The organism is Paraburkholderia sp. MM6662-R1 (genome assembly GCF_050436245.1).
In the GTDB taxonomy this organism is placed as follows: domain Bacteria; phylum Pseudomonadota; class Gammaproteobacteria; order Burkholderiales; family Burkholderiaceae; genus Paraburkholderia; species Paraburkholderia tuberum.
This window is the reverse complement of sequence record NZ_JBNDLV010000004.1, coordinates 1,082,743-1,105,907: the sequence shown is the minus strand read 5'-3', so window position 1 is coordinate 1,105,907 and position 23,165 is coordinate 1,082,743. Positions and strand designations below refer to the sequence as shown.

Annotated in this window: 20 protein-coding genes; 11 read left to right on the top strand and 9 right to left on the bottom strand. The window is 60.1% G+C overall.

All coding sequences use genetic code 11. From position 1 onward, the window contains the following. Window positions 1-13: 13 nt before the first annotated feature. A complete protein-coding gene (locus OKW39_RS34970; protein WP_429564720.1) occupies window positions 14-658 on the bottom strand; it encodes a hypothetical protein in 645 nt (214 codons plus the stop codon). 125 nt (window positions 659-783) lie between these two features. On the opposite strand from OKW39_RS34970, the gene tnpA reads away from it, so the two are divergent. The 3 genes from tnpA (at window position 784) to tnpC (ending at window position 3,280) form a co-directional block, all read left to right on the top strand. Continuing rightward, window positions 784-1,239: an IS66-like element accessory protein TnpA gene (gene tnpA, locus OKW39_RS34965; RefSeq protein WP_429354897.1), complete on the top strand. Its 456-nt coding sequence runs from the start codon at window positions 784-786 to the stop codon at window positions 1,237-1,239. After that, window positions 1,236-1,592, top strand: a complete 357-nt coding sequence (gene tnpB / locus OKW39_RS34960; RefSeq protein WP_165572787.1) for an IS66 family insertion sequence element accessory protein TnpB — start codon at window positions 1,236-1,238, stop codon at window positions 1,590-1,592. The genes tnpA and tnpB overlap by 4 nt, the downstream gene beginning before the upstream one ends. Before the next feature lie 92 nt (window positions 1,593-1,684). Then, window positions 1,685-3,280, top strand: a complete 1,596-nt coding sequence (gene tnpC / locus OKW39_RS34955; protein ID WP_429562207.1) for an IS66 family transposase — start codon at window positions 1,685-1,687, stop codon at window positions 3,278-3,280. 204 nt (window positions 3,281-3,484) lie between these two features. On the opposite strand, the gene OKW39_RS34950 is transcribed toward tnpC, so the two are convergent. Together OKW39_RS34950 and OKW39_RS34945 are read right to left on the bottom strand one after the other, a co-directional pair. Further along, window positions 3,485-3,688 carry a hypothetical protein gene (locus tag OKW39_RS34950; RefSeq protein WP_429564719.1) on the bottom strand — a complete coding sequence of 68 codons (204 nt, stop codon included), beginning with the start codon at window positions 3,686-3,688 and terminating at the stop codon, window positions 3,485-3,487. A gap of 47 nt (window positions 3,689-3,735) precedes the next feature. Continuing rightward, window positions 3,736-5,160, bottom strand: a complete 1,425-nt coding sequence (locus OKW39_RS34945; protein ID WP_429564718.1) for a hypothetical protein — start codon at window positions 5,158-5,160, stop codon at window positions 3,736-3,738. 202 nt (window positions 5,161-5,362) lie between these two features. Between OKW39_RS34945 and OKW39_RS34940 the strand changes: the two genes are divergently transcribed. Beyond that, window positions 5,363-5,674 carry a hypothetical protein gene (locus OKW39_RS34940; RefSeq protein ID WP_429564717.1) on the top strand — a complete coding sequence of 104 codons (312 nt, stop codon included), beginning with the start codon at window positions 5,363-5,365 and terminating at the stop codon, window positions 5,672-5,674. Window positions 5,675-6,730: 1,056 nt separating this feature from the next. On the opposite strand, the gene tssE is transcribed toward OKW39_RS34940, so the two are convergent. From tssE to tssK, 6 genes are all read right to left on the bottom strand, one after another. After that, entirely contained in the window at window positions 6,731-7,150 is a 420-nt protein-coding gene (gene tssE / locus OKW39_RS34935) for a type VI secretion system baseplate subunit TssE (RefSeq protein ID WP_429564716.1), read from the bottom strand. An 11-nt stretch (window positions 7,151-7,161) separates the two neighbouring features. Continuing rightward, the gene (gene tssH / locus OKW39_RS34930; RefSeq protein WP_429564715.1) at window positions 7,162-9,903 is read right to left on the bottom strand and encodes a type VI secretion system ATPase TssH; all 2,742 of its coding nucleotides are present in this window, start codon (window positions 9,901-9,903) and stop codon (window positions 7,162-7,164) included. Between the two features lie 142 nt (window positions 9,904-10,045). Continuing rightward, window positions 10,046-10,531 carry an Hcp family type VI secretion system effector gene (locus tag OKW39_RS34925; RefSeq protein ID WP_090807873.1) on the bottom strand — a complete coding sequence of 162 codons (486 nt, stop codon included), beginning with the start codon at window positions 10,529-10,531 and terminating at the stop codon, window positions 10,046-10,048. A gap of 98 nt (window positions 10,532-10,629) precedes the next feature. Further along, on the bottom strand, window positions 10,630-12,333 hold the full coding sequence (locus tag OKW39_RS34920) for an OmpA family protein (protein ID WP_429565477.1): 1,704 nt from the start codon (window positions 12,331-12,333) through the stop codon (window positions 10,630-10,632). A gap of 143 nt (window positions 12,334-12,476) precedes the next feature. Next, window positions 12,477-13,241, bottom strand: a complete 765-nt coding sequence (locus OKW39_RS34915; RefSeq protein ID WP_429564714.1) for a DotU family type IV/VI secretion system protein — start codon at window positions 13,239-13,241, stop codon at window positions 12,477-12,479. Beyond that, entirely contained in the window at window positions 13,238-14,590 is a 1,353-nt protein-coding gene (tssK, locus tag OKW39_RS34910; RefSeq protein WP_090807871.1) for a type VI secretion system baseplate subunit TssK, read from the bottom strand. The genes OKW39_RS34915 and tssK overlap by 4 nt, the downstream gene beginning before the upstream one ends. 597 nt (window positions 14,591-15,187) lie before the next feature. On the opposite strand from tssK, the gene tssB reads away from it, so the two are divergent. The 7 genes from tssB to OKW39_RS34875 all read left to right on the top strand — a co-directional run bounded on the left by tssB (window position 15,188) and on the right by OKW39_RS34875 (window position 23,124). Then, window positions 15,188-15,700, top strand: a complete 513-nt coding sequence (tssB, locus tag OKW39_RS34905) for a type VI secretion system contractile sheath small subunit (protein ID WP_090807869.1) — start codon at window positions 15,188-15,190, stop codon at window positions 15,698-15,700. Between the two features lie 85 nt (window positions 15,701-15,785). Beyond that, entirely contained in the window at window positions 15,786-17,348 is a 1,563-nt protein-coding gene (tssC, locus tag OKW39_RS34900; RefSeq protein ID WP_429564713.1) for a type VI secretion system contractile sheath large subunit, read from the top strand. A 95-nt stretch (window positions 17,349-17,443) separates the two neighbouring features. Then, the gene (locus OKW39_RS34895; protein WP_429564712.1) at window positions 17,444-19,924 is read left to right on the top strand and encodes a type VI secretion system Vgr family protein; all 2,481 of its coding nucleotides are present in this window, start codon (window positions 17,444-17,446) and stop codon (window positions 19,922-19,924) included. 59 nt (window positions 19,925-19,983) lie between these two features. Then, window positions 19,984-21,558 (top strand): lipase family alpha/beta hydrolase, encoded by a 1,575-nt coding sequence (locus tag OKW39_RS34890; RefSeq protein WP_429564711.1) that lies wholly within the window; start codon window positions 19,984-19,986, stop codon window positions 21,556-21,558. Then, entirely contained in the window at window positions 21,555-22,646 is a 1,092-nt protein-coding gene (locus OKW39_RS34885) for a T6SS immunity protein Tli4 family protein (protein WP_429564710.1), read from the top strand. The genes OKW39_RS34890 and OKW39_RS34885 overlap by 4 nt, the downstream gene beginning before the upstream one ends. A 12-nt stretch (window positions 22,647-22,658) precedes the next feature. After that, on the top strand, window positions 22,659-22,835 hold the full coding sequence (locus OKW39_RS34880) for a hypothetical protein (protein WP_167368730.1): 177 nt from the start codon (window positions 22,659-22,661) through the stop codon (window positions 22,833-22,835). A gap of 118 nt (window positions 22,836-22,953) precedes the next feature. Beyond that, complete coding sequence (locus tag OKW39_RS34875; RefSeq protein WP_262419883.1) at window positions 22,954-23,124, top strand: hypothetical protein; 171 nt, start codon at window positions 22,954-22,956, stop codon at window positions 23,122-23,124. The last annotated feature ends 41 nt before the right edge of the window (window positions 23,125-23,165 follow it).

Sequence of the window (23,165 nt, the reverse complement as noted above, 5' to 3'; positions counted from 1 at the left end):
ATAAGCGCAGATGTCAGGTCGGCGATATCGTGTGCGGCCTTGGTAGATTTGGCATCGACGCCGGGGCAAAATTCGCACAGTAGGTCGAGCAGGTTCCGCAGTCTCGCTGGAACGAGCTTGTCGACGACGTACGCATAACTATGGTACGGAAGGGTGGATTGCCTATTCTGACGCGGAAAAGGGCAGAGGGTACGGTGAATCGGGGCGGCGCGACCGATGCCGACGTTGCGATAGCCCCTGCAGCCGAAAGTGCTTGGTCTTCCATGAGTTCGCTAAGACCGCTGTCTTGTCGATCTTCATCATGTTCCGGCCAGACCAGCTTGCAGACCCGATCGAACAGCGCGGCCCGTGTGGAAGGGAGCCGTTCATCATGTTCTGCGACACGCCCCATTAGACCAAGCGTCAGGGGATTGTTGTAGAGCTCAGAGAGTCCGTAGTCGTCTAGGTGAGTGAGCACGCGTTCTGGATCGGTTTTCGCGTACTGCCGCGCTAGGAAGATAGATGCTTCCGGGCGCATCAAGGGTTCGAGCGAGAAAACCAAGGGCTCGACCGAATAGATTTGGCGAAGGCTCGCTGCGTTACGTGCTTGCCACTCGCGGGCTCGACATGAAAGGATGAAATCCGGCGCGCCCGCTTCTTCGAGCTGCGACAGAATCATGTCGACAGCGTCTCCGTCCCGGCGAGCCATTGCTTCATCAGTAAGCGCTAGTTTTCACGCACCTAGCTTCTGCCTTTGAGAAGGTCCACGATTGCGTCCGCAACCCAAACTTGCGGACGCAATCCATGACCGAGAATGACCTGACCTTTTTGCCCTTGCGGGTGACACGCGTTGGTGTCGGCGGCAAGCGCAGTTTCCACCCGTCAGACAAGCGACGACTGGTCGACGCCTGCCTGCAGCCAGGCGCATCGCTGTCTGGCCTCGCCCTGAAGGCTGGGGTGAACGCCAACCAGTTGCGCAAATGGGTTCGGCTGCGCGAACAGTCGACTTCCTCCGCGAGATTCAACACTGCTGTCGGGTTGTCGGCCTTCGTGCCGGTCGTCGCGATCGACGACGCGGCGCCGACGACACATGTTGCGCAGCCGACGCCTGAACTGGATCGCGCAGATCTGTCGCCACCGGCGACACAAGCTGCGCGCCTGTCGGCCAGATTGCCCAACGGTGTAAAGCTTGAGCTCGAATGCTCAGGGCGCGACGCCGCACTGGTGAGCGCGATGATTGCCGCACTGAGAGCCCAATGATGTTCCGGTTCGAGGCGAACATTAAGGTCTTCCTGCATCGTGAGCCGATCGATTTCCGTGCCGGTATCAATAGCCTCGTGGCACTGGTCGAGCAGTCCATGCAACTCGACCCATTTGCACGTGCCGTGTTTGCCTTCCACAATCGCAGACGCAACCGGGTCAAGTTACTGTTCTACGAGCGCACCGGCTTCTGGCTGATGCTGCGGCGCCTCGAGCAGGACCACTTCGTCTGGCCACGTCGGCAACAGGCTGTGATCGAGTTGACGACCGAACAGCTGCATTGGCTCCTTGAGGGCATTGACGTTGACGCAGTGCGCCGCCATCCGGCACGGCGGTACCGTCACGCGAGCTGAACGCCGGGCGTTCCCAGTAAAAACAACGGGCGGGTGGACGGTTACAAATTCCCGTAAACCCGTCGCGCGCAATCATTCGCTATCCTGGGAGCATGAACGAAGACGACTTCTCCCGATTGCCGTCGGTCGCCCAGGCCTATATCCGTGAACTCGAGGCACGCAACCGGCAGCTGGGCGAACGGATTGCCCAGTTGGAGGAGCAGTTCCGCCTGGCGCAGAGCAAGCGCTTCGCGCCGAGTAGCGAGAAGCTCGGGGCTCGTGTCTTCGACGAGGCCGAACAGATCGCCGCCACCGACCACGACGACGATGACGCCGGCGATGCCGAAGGCACGTTCGCGCTGCCCGATACTGGCCTGCCAGATGTACCCGGGGCGGCACGGAACAGGCCCGGACGCAAACCACTGCCGGCGCACCTGCCACGTCAGCGCATCGAATACGACCTGCCCGAAGAGCAGAAGATCTGTCCATGCTGCGCACACGCACTTCACCGCATGGGCGAAGAGGTCAGCGAACAGTTGCATATCGAGGTGAAGGCGTCCGTGCTGCAGCACGTGCGCTTCAAGTACGCGTGCCGCCACTGCGAACGCCATGCCGAACGCACGCCGGTGATCACCGCACCGATGCCAGCGCAGCCATTGCCGGGCAGCAATGCCAGTGCGGCGATGATCGCCACCGTTACTGCCGGCAAGTATGTCGACGGGACACCGCTATACCGGATGGCTCACGCACTGGCGCGCGCAGACATCGAAGTCGGACGTGGCACGCTGGCAAACTGGATCATCCGGCCCGCTGAACTGCATTACCGCCGGCTCTATGAGGCATTGCGCAAGACGCTGCTGTCGCAGCCGTTGATCCATGGCGACGAGACAACGGTGCAGGTGCTCAAGGAGCCCGGCAAGACCGCGCAGAGCACATCGTATATGTGGGTCTACCGCAGTGCCGAAGACTGTGCGGAGCCGGTCGTACTGTTCGACTATCAGCCGGGGCGGGGGCAGGAATATCCTCAGGCATTCCTCGCCGGCTATGAAGATCTGCTGATGACGGACGGATACGCCGCCTGGCGTACGCTCGAAGGACCAACCCACTTCGGCTGCCTGGCTCACGCCCGTCGGGCCTTCGTCGACGCGCTCAAGGGCATGAAAAAACCCGGCGGCCGCGCCGGGCAGGCATTGGAATACTTCAAGGCGCTGTATCAGGTCGAGGCGCTGGCCAAAGCCGATATGCCCGAAGGCGAGACGCGCGTTGACTACACATACCGGCTGCGCCAGCAGCACAGCGTGCCACTACTCGAAGCGTTCAGAAAGTGGCTGGACGAACAGGCGCCGCAGGTTCTGCCAGAAAGCCTGCTGGGCAAGGCAATCTCATATACACGCAACCAGTGGACGTATCTCTGCCGCTACGTGAGCGACGGGCGTGCCGCCGTCGACAACAACGTCATCGAGCGCGACATCAGACCATTCTGTACAGGCCGATCCTCATGGCTGTTCAGTGACACTGTTGCCGGGGCGAAAGCGAGCGCAATCGTTTACAGCCTGATGCTCACGTGTCGAGCCTGCAATGTCGAACCCTACGCATATCTCGTGCATGTGCTGACCGAATTGCCGCAACGCGCACCGGATGCCGATGTCACAGACCTGCTGCCCTTCAACTTCGCGAAGCTCACGGCTGCAGCACGCAACCCCGTTTGATTTGACCAGCGCATTGGCGCGAACTTCACCAATCGACGCGCTGTCGTGAGACGCCATCTCCCCACCACCCAGGGACGTCAATTCCGTGTGCTGGATCGTGCGCTTACCTTCATCAAGTCCGTCAATCAGTAACGGCTTACCGGCAGTTACTAGCTTGGTTGAGTTCTTGTGCAACATGAAGCGAACCGCGCTGACCGTATTCACCTAAAGTTGGTCGGCGAACTGTACCAGTAGCTGAGATTTGCCCATCCCCGGCTCGCCGAGCACGATTTTGGGCCCTTCGAAGCTGAGAAGTTCGGTCTCGCTGACGAACCGTGTTTTCCCCTGACGGTCAGTAATCTGAAGGCGGCGTGGTATGTAGTACGCTGCGCCGGATTCATCGGCTACGGATTTCGTCGTGGTATTCATGTTTTGGCATTTTCACGTCATCGACTTCGGTCGTCGCCTAGGCTATCTCATCGCTGAACTACTCCGACTGCTTCTGGCGGTATCCACGTATTCAGTTTTAGCATAACGCTGTTGCGATGCTTATTCGCATTTTGGACCGATGCCCTCGTGGCTTCGGTGCCAATTGTAAACCCATACGATGCAATTTCGTCGTGAATGTTCAAATAGAGACTTGTAGCCGGCTTGCGTGATTCCGCTGGATTGTCTGGCTCGAAGGTCCTTAACGCCGCAAGATGAACGGGAATGCTCCGCACATTCTCGATGATTACGCGCTCGACCTTTGGCTCCGGGCTCTCGCTCTTTCGCCGCGCCGCCGTCGCGGCTTCGAATGCTTCGGGCTCTTGGAGGTCTGCGCGATGCTGAGCAGAGCGTCGCTCAAAATACTTCTTGAAGCGAGCGAGTGCCCGGTCTAATTCTGGGAAGGGCTGGTCATAGGGTAGTACCAACGCCAGCCGATTTTGGAGTGAAGCACCCCTTATCGTTATGTCCGAATGCGCGCTCGAAAAGTAGATGGGACCGCTGGAGGACCGTGGCTGAACGCGCGGGTTAAACGCAAGAGCGCGACGTATGAACTCGTTTGCCGTGAGTTCTGGGAGGTCGGCCTCGACCTTTTCTTTTGCCCACTTTTTGAACCAGTCCGGATCAAGTGATATCAACGCTGCGAAGTCCGCTAGCATCTTTTTTGCACTGCGAGGGCGCGAAATGAGGGATCCCCACGCATAGAAGCGGTCAATGCTGATGTCGAGTTTTGCGGCGCGCTCATATAAGCGCATTGTCATTTTTCTACTGAATGCGCTGGTGATCGAGCTGATCCCGGCCTGGTAGGCTCGTTGACGGTATAGCTCCAACGCATTGCGCAACAGATCCTCTGACTCTTCGGCTGAGTGCTGATGCGTATGGCGTTCGATGAAAGCAGTGTGAACTGCGACGGCAAACGAAGGCAGGTGCAATGTAGTCTGAAGAGTCGACCGGTTTTCGTTGACAAACCGTTCGGTAAGCGCCAGCACTTGCTGTTGCGTTGTGAACGGCTTCATCGCGTCAGGAACAGTCCGCTCGAGATTTGCGCTCAGTGCTTGGATGAGCATCCACGGCCCGTGCGGATTGACTTGTAAGTCGGAAAGGACGGTGTCGAATCTGCCGTTTGCTGGGAAGTTGAGCCACTCGGCTTTCCCGGTGTCTGGCGCAACGTCCCCGTACTTCACCGCAGACTTCAGCCAATTCATCGTTGCGTTGCCGACGCTCGTCAGGGCCCCGCCTGGCAAAGACAAGAGCTGTTGGTCCACACGCGCTTCATCAGCGATTTCCTTTGCCATCTCCGCCAAGCGCTCCAGATGATCATTCACCTCGCACTGATGTGCGTGTGCGTAGGCATAGGCAATCTGGTCATCAAAGAAGTCGACGAGCAGTTCTCGTTCGATGGGGTTCCGAGGCATAACGGCGCTGATAATGTAAGTGTACGCTTAATAAGTCTTCTTCTGTCCTGCCGTGATCACCAGAATTCGGGTACCCCCGAAACGCTCGGCGTTATATGTTGAGAGGTCAAGAATCCAAAGGCATTGTAAGGGCACTGACCTGTTGGCCAGTATCTTCCTCCGCCAATGCGCGGTGTTATTACAATTAGCTTTCGGAGTGAAAATGGCGAGTCTGAAGGACAAGGCGAAGGCGGCGCATGTCGTGGTTGAGTGCGGGCCCGAGCTGTATCACATGGAATGTTATCGGCGTGAAAAAGGTGACATTGGGGCAATCGTGTATTTGACCCGGCATTACCGCAGGAAAGAATCGCTGTCGCCCGCCGATGCTGCGATTCGTGCAGGTAATTTCCTGAACGATGTCGATGCATTGAAAACTGGCGCCTTCGGGTTCAAGCAGGCGCGCAGCGAAGCAGCTAAGAAGACCCGCGAGGAAGCTGAGGCCGAGAGCAGCGAGTTCGTTCCTTCCATTGCTTAACCGATAGCGATGGCCCCCGTTGAACGTATCGCCGTCCGCCTTCACGGGGACGGCTTTTTTGCGGGGCTGCCGTCTGGCACTTGACAGCGCGCAGCCATGCCTTGGTTTGACTTGACCAGCAGGCTGAGCCTTCTTTTTGCCCGCCGCTGGACATTCTGCACTGCGCCGGGCTGTAAACGACTCGGTTACCAAACGTCTGGCAGTTGAGGCAAGAAGTTTACTAAACTTATATTTAGTAAATTCACTGCCACCATGCAAGCTCTCGGGCAGCGGGTTGTGCCTGTGATAATGAAGAAGCTGGAGATAGATGGTTTCGAGTTTGATGAATCGCAGATGTGGGTCAACTAAGCCAACAATCATCTCGAACGCCAACCGGAGACTGGCTGCTTGTCGCGTCACGCTCGACACGGCATCCTAGACGAGTTCGCAGATCGCGACGCGGCTGACGAAGTGCGTGAGGTATTGATCCTGTCTCAGAAGAATTCCCATGAAAGCGATGAGTAAGGTCGGCGCCGGTACCACTTACAGTGGAGTCCAATGCGTCATCTATCGTGTCGCCTTCACGCGTTGAGGGCGAAAACTGTCAAACTGGCCGCGCAGAATTCGGACCGGGCCCGCAGTTTTGCATCGGTCTAAGGTGGCCCCGCAAAGCCTTGCTGCTTGCGGCTGTCACGACTTCGTGTGCAGACCTCGCCGCAGCTAGACCCTTTGCAACGGACTTGTTTGCAACTTTGCATGAGGAGTGAGCAGGCAGCACTGCCTTGAGGGCATTGTCTGCTCTAGGGGTGCTGTCACAACTCAATTGAATACTGACATAAAGAGTGTCACGCGTCTCTCATAATGCGGAATATCGGACTGACGTTTCAGCATGCGAAAGCAGGGGCGGGAGCCCCTTCGGGGACGCGCAACAAAGCCTGCATCGAAGCAGGCGAGAACTAGGAGGGCTTGGGCTACGCCCGGAGAAAAGCGCATTCGACTTGCAGCAAAAATCCGCGACGAACTTTTTTTGCGCACCGCAAAGGTTTCTGGCTATCGGGTTCTTCACTCATCGAAGGGCTACTTTGCTTCAGTCTTCCGCTCAAGTCGCATCCGTCCCGGTGGCTCGAAGTACGTGCCGAACCGCACCAGGCCGGTCTTCTTCATGTGGCACGTCATCTCGAAGCTCACGAGCACGCCGGGGTCCTGATTGTCGATGATCTCGACGTCGATCGCACGGATCCGGGGTTCGTACTTCAAGAGCGTTGCCTCCATCTGCTGCCTGAGCAGGTGGGACGAAGCGGGCAGCGCCTTGTAGATGTTCGTGAGGTCCGGCAGACCATAATCGGGCAGATGCTTGAGCGCGCCCGCGCGCGTGTTGAGGATGCGCCGCACATTCTGTTGCACGCTCATGATTTCCAGCGTTCTGTCGTCATAGGCGTCGAGCGACTCACCGCCGATCTGGCCAAGGAGCATGTCGTAGAGCGAGGGGCCTGCCATCGTCTGCTCCGTCAGGCGCTGGCGCCGGCCGGCACCGCGTCGCTCACATGCGCAACGGCTGCCGCAAATGCGTCACCACGATCTAGAAAGTCGATCGTGAGATTCCCTTCAGGCGAACTCGACAGCCGGATTTCCGCCGGCGCCGCGCCGTTCGCCATCCGCGTGAGCAGTTCGCGCGACACGGCGGGCAGGATCCGCTGGTTGAGGAACGCATCGACGTTGCGCGCACCCGATTCACGCGCGAGGCAACGCTGCGCGAGTGAATCGGTCAGAGCGTCATCGGCGGTCAATGCGACGTCGTGCTGCCTGCGCAGACGGTCGGCGATTTTCGCGAGCTTGAGCCGCACGATCGAAGCGAGCGCATCTGCGTCCAGAGGGCGATACGCCAGCGCCTGGAAGCGCGCGAGCAGCGCGGGCTGGAAGTGCGCAACGAGCTGCGGATGGATCGCCTCGAGCAGTTCGGCCTGCGAGATGGCCGGGTTCTCCGCTGTCGCCTCGTCGATCTGCGCGCTGCCGAGGTTGGAGGTCATCAGGATCACGCAGTTGCGGAAGTCGATTTCGCGGCCTTCGCCGTCGCGCATCATGCCGCGATCGAACACCTGATAGAAGATGTCGAGCACATCGCGATGAGCCTTCTCGATCTCATCGAGCAGCACGACGCTGTACGGGCGTTGCCGCACCGCTTCGGTCAGGATGCCGCCGCGGCCATAGCCGACGTAGCCAGGCGGCGAGCCTTTCAGTTGCGACACCGTGTGTGCTTCCTGGTACTCCGACATGTTGATGGTCGTGAGCGCCGCCTCACCGCCGAATAGCACATCGGCAAGCGCAAGCGCTGTCTCGGTCTTGCCGACGCCCGAGGGACCAGCCAGCAGGAACACGCCGAGCGGCGTGCGCTCGCTCTTCAGCCCCGCCTTGGCGGTGCGCAGGCTCTCCGCGAGCGCGGCCAACGCATCGTCCTGTGCGACGACCCGCTTCGCGAGACTGTCCTCGATCGTCAGCAGGCTCCTGAGTTCGTCCTCGACAAGTTCGCCGACCGGCACGCCGGTCCACTCAGCGACTACGCGTGCGATCGCCTGCGCATCAACGTCCGCAAAAACCAGCGCTGTCCTGCCCTGTGCATCGGCCAGTGTCCGCTTCGCGCTCGCAAGCGCTCCGGCATCCGGTTTTGAATCTTTCGTGTCCCGCTGTACATGCAACGCCTGGACAAGCCCCAACTCATGCTCGTAGCGCGCCTGCAAAGCCATCAGTTCACTGTTCGCATCAGCAAGAGCAGCAATGAGCGCATCACGTCGCGGCGTGACGTCCGCAGTGACATTGCTAGCGCCGGCCCGTTCGTCCGCGTCGAGCGTCGAGCGTTCAATTTCGATCGCGGCGACTGCTGCGCGGGCACGCTGCAGCTCGGACGGCGGCGATTCCAGCCCCATGCGCACGCGCGCAGCGGCCGTGTCGATCAGGTCGACCGCCTTGTCGGGCAACTGCCGGGCCGGGATATAGCGGCGCGAGAGTTTCACGGCCGCGACGAGCGCTTCGTCGCGGATATGCACGTTATGGTGTTTCGCGTAGCGGCTCGCGAGCCCCCGCAGCATCAGACACGCTGCTTCGTCATCGGGCTCATCGACCTTGATGATCTGGAAGCGCCGCTCGAGTGCCGCGTCGCGCTCAAAATATTCCTTGTATTCCGACCAGGTGGTGGCCGCGATCGTGCGCAGTTCACCACGCGCGAGCGCGGGTTTCAGCAGGTTCGCCGCGTCGGCGCCGCCGGCGGCGTTGCCCGCGCCGATCAGCGTGTGGGCTTCGTCGATGAAGAGCAGGATTGGCACGGGCGAAGCCTGCACCTCATCGATCACGTTCTTCAGGCGCTGCTCGAATTCGCCCTTCACACCGGCGCCTGCCTGCAGCAGGCCCAGGTCGAGCGTCAGAATGCGTACATCGCGGATCACATTGGGCACGCTACCTTCAGCGACGCGTAGCGCGAGGCCTTCGACCAGCGCGGTCTTGCCAACACCCGGCTCGCCGACGAGGATCGGATTGTTCTTGCGTCGCCGCGCGAGCACGTCGACCATCTGCTGGATTTCGCGTTCGCGCCCGAATACGGGGTCAATCTCGCCGCGACGGGCCTTGTCGGTCAGGTCGATGGCGAACCGGGCAAGTGCCTCGCCGTCGGTCGAGCGCGGCGGCGCATGTTTCGTGGGCGCACTCGTGGCCGACGGCGGTTGGCTTGCGTCGACTCCGGATGCTGGCGCTGTCGTTGGCGCCGCCGGTTCTGCTTCGTCGGGCTGGTTTTCGCAGGACTGGTGGCCGAGTCGCGGGATCAGGCGCTGGATCTGCGCGCTACTGACCGACAGCAGCGGCCACGCGTTTTGCGCACGCAGCACGTGCGGCGCGTCAACAATCGCCTGCAACAGATGACCGGAACGGATGGGCTGGTCAGCCTCCTGCGATGATGCCCAGTTCCAGGCATCCTGCAGCACGGTCGCCAGCTGCAGGGAAAGGGCGGGTTTGCCGCGCAGGTTGCGGGGCAGGTGATCGATCGCCGCGATCAGCGCGTCCCAGACGGCATTGATGTCGATTCCGTAGTGGCACAGGATCGCAGGAATGTCGCCGTCGTCTGCCTCGATAAGCTTGAGCAGCCAGTGCTCGACGGTGATCTCGTCCGCAAGGCGCGTCTGGCAGAGGCTCGCAGCGGCCTCGAGCGCTCTCGCGCAGTGCGGGTTGAGCCGGCGAAGCAGGTGGGTAGAGTCGCGCAGTGTCATATCAATGCCGTATCACGGAACGGGGCAGAAACGCCGCTCTACCCGTATCAAAAAAGTGCCAGCCCACGTACGGGGCTGGCAAAAAAGGAACCGGCTGCGGGCTGCAGTACCGGTTCCGGCACAACATGGCTTGTGGCCAGGATCAGGAACGCTCGTTCCAGGTATCCTTGTGGATGATGTTGCCGTCCTTGTACGACCACGTGATCGTCTCGTAGCGCAACTCGACCTCTTCGATGTGGTTGTGCTTCTCGTAGTCCGGATTCTTGATATCGAGCATCTTCGGGTTGACGGCCACGATCTTCACATTGTCGAGCCTGGTGTTGAAGTACTCTTTCTCCTTGCCCGCGTCGTCGATCTTGTACCACTTGATCTCGACCGACTTCAGCGTCTGACCGCTCGTCACCGCCTTGTACAGGTACGGCGTCGACGCATCGGTTTCCTTGGTCAGCTTGATCGGCTTGTGCACGCGCGTACCGGTCAGCTTGCCCGTGTTGCCGTCGGTCGGGATGTTCACGCCATGGTCGAACGCGACGAGCTCGACGCTGCCTTCGCGACCCTGGACTGTCACCGAACCCTTGATGTCCGCACCACCGTCGTCCTTGACCCACATGTAAGCCGGAATTGCCATCTTTCACTCCCTTTTCTGGTACTACGACAATCGCCCGGAGCCAGCCCCCGAGCCTCTGAAACCCGAAGCGTTCGCTTCGAGGGCTAAAAATGGTCCTGCTATCTGGTCGAATCCTCCAACGGGATTTCTTTTGGGGCGTCCGGCACCAGCGTGATTTCGACGCGCCGGTTCCTGGCTCGCCCCTCCTGCGTATCGTTGCTCGCGATCGGCCGCGTATCGCCGTAGCCCTGGATCGCGAACTGCGTGGCGGCAATGCCCGACACCTCGATGAGCCAGTCGCGCACCGCGCCCGCGCGTGCGACCGACAGCGTCAGGTTGCTGTCCGGACTGCCAACGTTGTCGGTATAACCGGCCACGAGAATCCGTTTGTCCGGATGCGACCTGATCATTTCAAGCGCGCCGACCATCGCGCGCGTCGAGCCGGGCTTCAGTTGCGCGCGGCCGCTGTCGAACAGCGACATGCTGTCAAGCGTGACCACCGCAGGTGGAGGCCGCGGCGGCTGGTAGGCTGCGATCGCCTGGTTGAGTGCCGGCATCAACTGCGCACCGCGGTACATGCCGAAGGAAAGTCCGAGCGGCACCCCTGTGCGTGAATAGCGGTCGAGCTGGTCGCGATCGGCCACGAGAGCCTGCAGCGCATCGCGCTTCGCGGCGTCGTGTGCAGCAGGAATCATCGAATATCTTCCGAGATCCGCGCCGATACGGGTGATCAGCGCCTGATTGTTCCTGGCGGCGCCCCAAAACGCCACCGCGATCGCGCAGGCAACCAGAGCAACGGCGTGGGCGAGAGCCGCCAGGCGCGGCGACATCCACAACCGCCGCGGCATGGCCTCGATCAACGGCTGGGGCAGCGGCCACGGCAGCGGGGACGCCGGCAGTGCAGGCGGCACGACCCGGGTCTGCATTTCGACGTCGCGCTCCCAGGGCCTGCCCGGACCGCTCGCCGGCCCGCAATCGATCCAGCCCGCGCCGAACAGTGCCCACGGCGTGGCCGGCTGCCGGCGGTCGCTTAGCACGCCGATCACGACGCGCTGGGTCCAGCCGACGATCGAAGCCAGGCTTGCCGCGCGTGCCGCCACGGCACGGTCGCCTCCGGCCCGCTCAACTTCAGTTTCGGCCACCTGGACCACGGCTTCAAAACGGCTTGCGTTAGCCAGGCGCGTCGCCGATGACACGCCATACCACTGTGGCATCACGAGTGTGGCCGGCGCATTGGTGAGCCGCTGGTAGACGGCAACAAAGCCTGGCAGGCGCACGCCGAGCATGCGCGAGGCGTCAGCGACGGACTGCCGCACGACGCGCAGATTCTGCGTCAGGACGTCTTCACCCGCGTGCAATGCCGGCGCAACCGACAGCACGACACCATCGGGTGCGCGCCCATCGCGCCACTGCTTCACGGCCACCGCAAGGCGGGGCAGATCCTGCAGCCGGTCGGCCCGTAGCCATATTGCGCCGTCGCCAACGTGTGCGAGACGCCGCTCTCCGGCAATCCGGTCGAACAGGTTCCCCAGGGCGTCGCCGGTCACGAGCACGAGCGGCATGCGGGTGCGCAGGTTGACCGGGATATTCGACGTAGCGGCGCCGAGTGCAGTCAGTACGTGTACGTTCTGTTCGCGCGCGCGTGAGAGCTGACGGGTGCGCAGCCAGATCAGTACCAGCCAGGACAGGACGATGGGGACAGTGAGCGTCCATGCAAGACCCTGTCCGGCGCCCGGTCCCACAGGGACTTCCGTTGGTCGAAGAAAGCCGCCCTGGGGGACAGGCAGCACCAGCCAGATAACGGCGAGCGCGAGCGCGGCCATCAGTGTCACGATGGCACGGAACGGGTAACCCAAGCCCTCCAGCGCGCGGCTCTGCGCCGGGCCCCGCAGCTGACCCGACCCGGGGTCCAGTGTGCGGATCGAGTCCCCGAGCGCCGGTCCGGACGGTTCGTGCAGATCGGACTTCACGGCCGCGGCGCCGTCGGTACAGCTGGTACGAGGTGGGCGAGCTGCGCATCGAGCACCTGTGCCCATATCAGCCAGATCACCGCGGCCGCCACGCACGCGAGGCCGGCAATCGCCCAGGGCGAGAGGCGGTAGAACCAGTCCGAGAACCGCCTGCCGGTACGATCGGCAAAGAAAGGGCGCGCAGCGACCGGGCGCCCCCCAAGGGGACTTCCTTCGGGGCGTAGTTTTTCGAGTTGCGTACTGAGTGAGGCGATCAGCACGGAACGCTTCGCTTCGCCTTCACGGGCGTAGCGGCCCATGAACCCCATCCCGAGGACCGCCGCGTAGCATTCGAGTAGCGCAATGTGCGGCGACGCTTCACGCATCCGCTGCTCGAGCCGTTCGAACACGCGTTCGCCCGCGTCATGCTTGCCAAACCGCTCGACCTGCAACGGCTGCGCATCCCAGACCGGCTTGTTCTGCGCACTCAGGTTGCGCAGTACGGCCTCGTCGAGCAGCCCGCATTGGGCAACCTCTGCGTCTTCGCGGACGTCCGCCGCAAAACCGCGCTGATCGAGCGCGGTTGAGAAACCCGCCATCAGCTGCTTGCAACGTTGACGCAGGGTAGCAGGGTCTTCCGCGTGGCCACCCTCGGACAATCGCGTCACGAGCAGGGCGGTGTCGCGCAGCAGGTCCCGGATACCACTGGCGGCAGTACGGTTCGCAGAGGCGAATCCACCCATCAGGGCGGTCTCGCCGCGGGCAGGAGTCAGCGTGCTCATGAGCGCAACACCGCGTAAAGTTCAAGCGACGCGTCGGGAACCGACGTCGGCAGGTAGATCTGGCAGGCGCGGGCGGCCAGCATCCGCGCGTGCGCGGGATCGCTCGCGTCGAGCGCGAAGTACTGGTTGTCCAGCCGCACCGGAATGGCGGCCGGCACACGCTGCACGGCCTTGAGTGGAATGCCTGGGAGCGCCGAATTGACGATGTGCTCGATATCGTCCGGCGCACCTATCTTGCAGAGCCTCGGGAACTGCTCGACGAGTTCGAATGCAGGCGACGCGGCGTGGACCGACAGGTACCAGTCGGCGGAACTCGCCACGATGCGCTCGTCGAGGAACTGGCCCGCCCATGTCGTCGGATTCCTGTGCGTGAGCCCAATCGACACCACACGCGACGGAATGATCGCGTCGAGCAGATCACGGATCTGCGTCTCGAGCCTGGCGAATACTTCATCGGCGCGTACGTGGTCATACGCCGGAATGTCGCCGAGCTGCGAGCCGGTCGAGAACGTCATGAGGACGCTCGCCAGCTGGGCAAGCGTCGAGTACAGCCGCTCGGGAGGCTGGCCCGGATGCGTCGAGAAGAACCGCAGTTGCGGCCAGACCGTATGGATGCAGTGGAGCAACCAGAACAGCTGCACGTCGGCCACGCCGTATTCGGCAACCTGCTCGATGCGTTCGCTTCTGCGCGAACCCAGCGCCGTGCTCTTCGCCTGCAGGATGTCGGCAAGACGATTGATCCGTTCGACGTGCAGCGCATGACTGCCAAGCGTCAGGCACGGTGGCACGTATCGGTGGTCGACCTGAAATTGCCCGCTCGTGGTACGCGTCAACCGGGCAATCGCACACACCGTGTCGTCGGCATGCGACTCGAAGTCGAACAGCAGTCGCACCGCATGGCGTTCGGCGGCAATCTCGGCCTCGCCGGTACCGTTGAGGTCGATGACCTTGACGAACTCCCGGTATGAGCGCCGCGGCCGCGCCAGCGTCGCTTCGTCGAACCGGCAGTTGCTGCCCGTGGCATTGAACAGCGGCAGGGCGGCCAGCACGACCACGCTCTGCACATCGGCTGGCAGTCCCTGCGTCAGATCACGTGCAGGCGGCAACGCATCGGTCACCGTGGAGTCGATCAGTGTGCCGTCCGGAAAACGCAGCTTCAGTCGGGTGAGCTTCAGACGCCCAGCTGCAAGCACTTCCTCGTCGATATCGATGCCCTGCGTGCCCCACGGCTCGGCGACGCAGGCGGCAGCGATCTGGTTCAACGTGAAGTCGACGTTTCGGCCCAGCTGCTGGAAGTGCTGTTGGGTCAGGATCAGCCCTTCGTGAAAGAGCGGTTTATCGATCCGCATGGGTGTGGTTGTGCCGTTATCTTGGATTATGGTGAGTGGCGATTCTATACGCGTGACTTGTGATCCGTATACAGTTGCGAATAGTTAAGCATGCGAACTACATCAAATAGAGGATGATTATTTTTGAGATATTGTCCGTGCCAGAATAGGCAATATTCGCGATGCATGGTTAGCGCGATGTTGCCATCGTACCGCCTTCATCATTGAAAGATTGTCAGAGAATGTCATGTCCTTGGAAGCCCATGCCAGCAACGGTTTCGTGAAAATTGGCACGCGTTCGCATACCTCGTTTATCAAATTATTCATATTGACGAGTCTGAATGCGCATTGAATTGACGATAATTAACAATCATTCACGATGTCTTTATAATCCGTATCGATTTCACAACGCCGACATACTTTGACTCGACGCGGGTAAACCTGTTTAATAGCGCGTGGCAATAATGATCGCATGAATGGAGGCCGCGCTATGGGGTACCACAAGGAGTCCTTCGCGAGCGAAACACGCATATGCGTGTGCGCCCGATCGAAAGAGGTCACCGCATCGCACCGGGCGAGTTCTGCGGGGTCCTGAACGTCGTTCAATAAGGAATACAAATGGACAGCTTCCAGCGCGAAATTCCGAAAAGTCGGGTTTCGATCACGTTAGATTTGCATACGGGCGGTGCCCAGAAGAAGGTCGAGTTGCCGTTGAAGCTGCTCGTCGCCGGTGACTTCAGCGCGGGCAAGGAACAGGCGCCGCTCGCCGAGCGCAAGAAGACGGACATCAACAAGAATAATTTTGATTCTGTTCTCGCTGACTACGCGCCGGACCTCAAGGTCGCTGCGGAAAACACCCTGGCTGGCGACGGCTCGGAACTGCCGGTGAACCTCTCGTTTCGCTCGCTGAAAGACTTCGAGCCGGAACAGGTGGCACGTCAGATCCCGGAGATGCAGGCGCTGCTGGCGGTGCGCAATCTGCTGCGTGACCTGAAATCGAATCTGCTCGATAACGGCACGTTCCGCCGTGAGTTCGAGAAGATTCTGAAGGATAAGCCGCTCTCTGACAAGCTGCGCGGCGAACTCGCACAGATCGCGACGGCGGCCACCCAGCCTGAAGGCCATGCCTGAACGGCGTCGGCCCAAGACGGCCTTCACCGCGTTCCATAACCGGACAGATATGCAGGTAGCGATAGTATCGCAGACAGGACACGAAATGAATCCCACTGAATCGCAGCAAGGCGGCACGACCGAAACCGTCGTGCTGGACGCCCCGCAAGGCAATCATGACAGCAGCAGCGACAGCGTCTACGCGTCCCTGTGCAGCAAGATCAACCTGAAGCCCGTCGCCGAAGCGCGACCGCTCCTGGCCTTCCGCGACAACGACATGCTCTCTGAAGCGTCGGCCGACGAGCGTATCGCGCGCGGCATGGGCGCATTCCTGGATCTCGTGAGCAAGGCGAGCAAGCCGGTCGACCGGCTCGACAAGTCGCTGCTCGATTTCCACATCGGCCAGATCGACCGCCAGATCAGCCGGCAGCTTGACGCAGTGATGCATACACCGGAATTCCAGGCGCTCGAAGGCCGCTGGCGTGGCCTCAAGCTGCTCGTGAGCCGGACGGACTTCCGTCGGAACGCGCGCGTCGAAGTGCTCGACGTGTCGAAGGAAGCGCTGCAGCGTGATTTCGAGGATACGCCCGAGATCATCCAGAGCGGCCTGTACCGTCTGACCTATATCGAGGAATACGATACGCCGGGTGGTCAGCCGATCAGCGCGATGATCAGCGACTACGAGTTCACCAACTCGCCGCAGGACGTGGCGCTGCTGCGTAACATCTCGAAGGTGGCGGCCGCCGCGCACATGCCGTTCGTCGGCTCAGTCGGCGCCGCGTTCTTCGGCAAGCAGTCGATGGAAGAAGTCGCCGCGATCCAGGATATCGGCAACTACTTCGATCGCGCCGAGTACATCAAGTGGAAGAGCTTCCGTGACACCGATGACGCCCGCTACGTGGGCCTGACAATGCCGCGTGTGCTGGGTCGCCTGCCGTACGGCAAAGATACGACGCCGGTGCGTTCGTTCAACTATGAGGAAGCGGTCAAGGGTCCGGACCACGACAAATATCTGTGGGTCAACGCGTCGTTCGCCTTCGCGGCCAACATGACGCGCAGCTTTGTCAACAACGGCTGGTGCGTGCAGATCCGCGGCCCGCAGGCGGGCGGCAAGGTCGAGGACCTGCCGGTTCATCTGTACGACCTGGGCACCGGTGCGCAGCCGAAAATTCCGACCGAAGTGCTGATTCCCGAAACCCGCGAATTCGAGTTCGCCAACCTCGGCTTCATTCCGCTCTCGTTCTACAAGAACCACGACTTCGCGTGCTTCTTCTCGGCCAGCTCGGCGCAGAAACCGGCGCTGTATGAGACCAGGGAGGCGACCGCGAACAGCCGCATCAATGCGCGCCTGCCTTACATCTTCCTGCTCTCGCGCATCGCGCACTACCTGAAGCTGATCCAGCGCGAGAACATCGGCACGACCAAGGACCGGCGTCTGCTCGAACTTGAGCTGAACAGCTGGATCAAGGGCCTCGTGACCGAGATGAAGGATCCGGGTGACGAGTTGCAGTCGTCGCACCCGCTGCGTGAGGCGAAGGTCACGGTCGAGGACATCGAGGACAACCGGGGCTTCTTCCGCATCAAGCTCTTCATCATTCCGCACTTCCAGGTGGAAGGCATGGACATCGGCCTGTCGCTGGTATCGCAGATGCCGAAAGCCAAGAGCTGATCCGCATTATCTGATGTAACCCCGCCGGGGCGCTGAAACATGCGCCCCGGCGTTGTCCTTTGCGATATGACGTGTGTTCAAGGGGTCTTTAGAACATGTCGATGGTTTTGCCTTCCCAGGCCTATGAGTTGAAACTGGCGCCGCACCCGGCGCCGTTCTCGATCCTGAAGTTCAGCGGGCGCGACGCGCTCAGCGAGCTTTACCGGTACGAGATCGAATTCACGAGCCCGATGGCCGGAATTCCGATGGATCAGGTGCTGGGGCGCCCGGCGAAGTTCATCATCGACCCGATCGACCCGAACATGGACTATCTGCGCAAGATGTTCGGCGAGAACGCTGGGCAGTTCAGCAAGATGCCGCCTGCACACACAGTCCACGGCATTATCACGAAGTTCGATGAACTCGGGACTTCGGCTGACGAGACGCGCTACAAGGTCGTGATGGAGCCGAAGCTAGCCGACCTCGATCGCGGTGTCACGAGCCGGCTGTTCCAGAAGCAGTCGGTCGAAGAAATCATTACCGATACGCTGCGCCACTATGGTTTCCGCGCGGGCGTCGATTTCGAGTTCAAGCTGCGTGCGAAATACAAGCGGCACGAGTACATCACACAGTGCGAGGAAACGACGTTTGCCTTCATCCAGCGGATCTGCGCGGAGGAAGGCATCTGGTTCCGCTTCGAGCAGAAGCGCGATCACGCCGTGATTGTGTTCGGCGACGATCTGGACGCGTATGCCCGCAATCAGCGCGTTGTGCCGTTCCGGCTACACTCGGGACTCGAAAGCGTCGGCGTAGATGCGATCAAGACACTTGAGCGATATACGCAGCGTGTCCCGGAAGCTGTACGTCTGCACGACTATAACCACCGGCAGGCCGACGTGTCGTTGCTCGTCGAGGAAAACGCCGCACGCGGCGACAAGACGACCAACGCGGTTGACTATCGCTGGGGCGAACATTACGAGACGCCTGAAGAAGGGCTGCGCATCGCACGGCTGCGGCACGAAGCCTATCTCGCAACACAGATCACCTACAAGGCAACGGGCAACGCATTCGCCATCGAGGCTGGCGAGGTCGTACGGCTCGACCAGAACCCGGTCGATGCGCCGCATGGGCTTTTTATCACGTCGGTGGAATCCAGCGGTGGCCGCAGCCAGTCCTACACCAATACGCTCACGGCGATCCCGGCCGACCGGGTGTGGCGCACGTCGCTCGATACGATCAAAAGACCGGTGATCGACGGTATCCTGCCGGCGCGTATTACGTCGCCGGGCGGATACAAATACGCGTACCTGACCGAGCAGGGCTGGTACGTGATCAAGCTGCCGTTTGATCTCGACGAGTGGAGCCCGGGTGGCACCAGCCGGCCGGTGCGCCTGGCGAAGCCATACAGCGGCGACAATTACGGCCACCATTTTCCGCTGATCGATGGGGCGGAGGTAGCCATCATCCATACGGCGGGGGATCCAAATCGGCCCGTCATCATTGGTTCGATGCACGACAGTCTGCATCCCGACCTCGTCAATAACCTCAACAACACCCGGAACATCGTTCGTACCGCAGGCGGTACGGAGTGGCGAATCGAGGACAAGGAAGGCGTCGAGCATAGCCACCTGACGACGCCGTACCAGACCAGTGAGCTGAACCTTGGCCACATGGTCGACGCGGATAGTAAGGAACGGGGGCAGGGCGCAGAGTTGCGCACTGACGGACGTGTTGCTGTTCGGGGTGCTAAGGGCGTGCTCGTGTCCGCAGAGGCTCAACCCGCAGCCAACGGACAACAGCTCGGCATGCAGGGTGCGCAAGGCTTACTCGACCAGGCCTTGCAACTGATGAAGGGCCTGGCCGACGCAGCCAGCGCTGCGCAGGCTGTCGCTGCTGACTACCAGCAGCAGCGTGCGTTGCTCGACGATACACTGCGAGATCTCAAAAAGGCCGGCATTCTGGCAACTGCACCGGACGGAATCGGTCTGGTGTCCGGTGATGGACTCCAGTTAAGCGCAGAAAAAAATCTGATCGCAACGGCGGGAGGCAATGCTGATATAGGTGTGATGAAGCGCTTCACGGTTGCTGCCGGTGAACTGGTATCTATCTTCGCCCAGAAGCTCGGATTGAAGCTCTTTGCAGCGAAGGGGAAGGTCGAGATTCAGGCGCAGAGCGACGATATGAACCTGCTCTCCGACAAGAACATGCGAATCACCAGCGCTAACGGCCAAGTAATAATCGAGGCCAAGGAAGAACTGCTCCTCAAGTGCGGCGGATCCTATATCCGGCTGTCGTCGACTGGCATTGAGGATGGCACCAAAGGGAACCGAACGATCAAGTCGGCGGCATTCAGCCGGCAGGGGCCAAGCTCACTCGCAGAGACGGTCAACGCCTGGAAACACGCCCCATACGACGAGGAGTTCACCCTGAAGTGGCCACGTAGCAACGAGCCAGTTCGAAGCCAGGCGTTTTCTATCATTCGCGACGACGGTAGTGTGATCCGAGGCATGACTGACGCTGCAGGGAAAACTGGTCTCCAGAGGGCCATTTTTGCTGAAGGAGTTCGGCTTCGAATCGACTCGGATCCTGCAACCTGAGCGTGGTTTTGCGTCGCTTTGTTGCTTACATATCAAACTAGATCGGAGTCTCGAATTAGATGGCTGCTACTGAACGTGTCATTCAACCCAAAATCGCAGAAGACGGATCCGTTTATTTTTCCTCAGTGACGTCGGCACCCGACGACAGCACTGCGGTGTGCTATATGGTTCCGAAGCGGGCGATCCCTGTCATAGTCGTGCCGGGGGTAATGGGCACCAATCTCGCCGATCTCAAGGACAATCCAGTCTGGCTCGTTGACAGTTCGAAGACGCTCGCAAAATGGGCAATTAAAACTCCTACCTACAGGAAGAACACGCTGGATCCGTCGCGCACCAAGGTGTCAGACCAAGGTTCGATTCCGACTGGAACGGTCCTTTCTGAGGCAGAACTGCGTGGGCGCGGCTGGGGCACCGTCTCGAAGATGTTCTATGGCGATTTCCTGGTCTGGCTGGAAAACGCGCTGAACGATTGCAATCCGGCCACGGATTACGGCAACAACGGTTTGCGCGCCCAACTGGAGCAGGAACTCGTCGCGCCGAACCTCGCCAAGCTTTCGGGCTCAGAAGTCGACCTGTCCTACAAATATTACCTCCCCGTCCACGCCGTGGGATACAACTGGCTCCAGTCGAATGCCGAGTCAGCTCAATGGCTTGCCGATCAGATTGACTCGATCATCGACGGCTACCGCAAACGCAAATACAAATGTGAAAAAGTCATACTGGTGACGCATTCGATGGGCGGGCTGGTTTCCCGATACTGCGCTGAGGTTCTGGATGGCTATCGCGACAAGATTCTCGGTATCGTACATGGGGTGATGCCTGCGACAGGATCGGCCACGGCATATCGGCGCGTGAAGGCAGGCACTGAACCGGGGGGGAACGCTATAAGTTATGGGACCAGCCTCATACTTGGCAACATGTCAAGCAAGGTGATGCCAGTGTTTGCCCAATCTGCCGGTCCGCTTCAGTTGCTGCCAAGTCCAGAATACGGACAAGGGTGGCTAAAAATCAGGGATGGCGAGCGCTTGATCTCTTTGCCACTTCACGGCGATCCATACAGAGAGATTTATACGAAGCGTGGGGCATGGTGGAGCCTTATTGACGAGGATCTGCTTGACCCAGAGCAGGCCGCTGCTCCTGAGCAGAACTGGTTGAACTACACGAAGCTCATCACCGAGCAGGTCTCTAGATTTCATCAAGGGATAAGCGGGAAATACCATCCGCATACCTATGCATTCTGGGGGGACGATGAGGAACACAAAACGTGGGGAGACGTGGTATGGAAACGCACGCAAGCCTCGTCTCTCTGGAACGGTGACGCGTATGACGTCCAGAACAAACCGGTCAATACCAATAATCTGATGGGCAGGATCGATGTTCTGGCTGGCAATCTCGGTCCGGTGGACGTTCACAAGACCTTCGAACTGCAGGCTGCGGGAGAAAATGGCGACGGTACGGTGCCAATCCGTTCAGGTAGTGCTCCAGCCCCATACGCACAGGCGGCTGTCGGCTACAAGGACGTCGACCACGGTGCGGCGTACACCAAACTCCCCCAACAGAAATTTGCCCTGTGGGGAATTGTGAAAGTCTTGCAGAACGTCGCGGGCACAACGCTGGAATACAAGAAGGCATGAATCTTCGTCATCACACCTTGATCGTGCTGGTGATGACGCTCACTGCCGCCTGTAGCAAACATCCCCTCCCGCTGACCGAACAGGAGAAAACTACTGTGAACGAATTAACCTCGGATTTGAAACCCCGCTGCGTGGGGCGTTACCTGATTGATGTACCGGACGACGCGCTATCGATAGGTACCACGCGCATTCAGGGGGTCACCGTCGAGACGAAGCGCATGTCGGCCGACGAGTTCACTCGGGAATTGACCGCCTATGAGGCGAGTCTGAAGGCTAAAAAGAATACGCACGGCTATCGCGTTTTATACGACTATGGACAGGTGCCAAACACGCCGCAGAGCCGCTACTTCGTCGCGTTGCGCGATCTGAACGATACCGCTGATCTAAGTCGCGCCATCGAAGCATACAAGTGGGACCACGGATACCAGATCAAGCTTCGAATTGAAGCATCAGACTGGGTAAATTCGACATACAAAGAAAAGGTTCAGAATACTCCTTATGCCGTTCCCGACTTGAGGATAAATGACGTTCCGGAGAAAACCCGTCTGGTTCTCAGCCTGGCTGCGAATGTTCGAGGCCGCCCGGAGCACGAGATTCCCACCGAACCTGGTGTGTGCTTTAAGGATGGTTTCTTACCGCGCAAAGCGGCGACTGGCGAAGAGGTTAGTGTCCTCTTCGCGCTGAAGAACCAGCCTGACGTGTCTTTTGATCTGCAATCCAACACTGACTTGCGAGATCCACAGAAAGACACCCTCCCAAATCGCCTGCCGCAGATAAAAATAGACATGAAGGACGCTAACGGTCGCATTATCCGGGCCGCCCCGGTATCCATCGGCGACATCAAGGCTGACGAGTTGCTGGCCTCTGCCACAACGGAGGCCAGGATTCCCGGGCATTTGTTCACGCTGGAGGCTAATACTACGATCAGCGGTGCCCTGACGCCGTATCTGGTGCTGGATATGAAGAATGGAGGCTTCAATGCCTTTACGGCAGACGACCTGAAAAAGGCTTCACTCACTGAAGGCGAGGCCATTGCCTTGTGGGACACCGTGTCCCGCACGCTGCGCCCGCGCCCGAACGGGTTCTGAAGGAAGCCGCGGATGCCGGTCGACTTTTCGAAACTGCCGCCGAAGCAGCCCGTGCCAGATAACCCGCCCTCGCGGTGGCTCTGGACGGTCGTGTTCTTTGTGATTGTGATCGCGGGCATCTTCGCGGTTTTACAAACTCCTCCTCAAGTGCGGCGGATCCTATATCCGGCTGTCGTCAACTGGAATTGAGGATGGCACCAAGGAAAACCGAACGATCAAGTCGGCGGCATTCAGCCGGCAGGGGCCAAGCTCACTCGCAGAGACGGTCAACTCGTGGAAGCACGCCCCATACGACGAGGAGTTCACCTTGAAGTGGCCATTCAGCGATGAGCCCGTAAAGAACCGCAAATTTTCGATCATCCGTGAAGACGGGAGTGTGATTTCCGGGGCCACGAACACAGCGGGTAAAACCAGCCTGCAACAAGCGATGTTCGCCGAAAACGTCCGTCTGCGGATCGACGGAGAATCGTCGGCATGATGGAAGCCGGTTCGAGATGATGCAAGCCAGAAATCGACTCT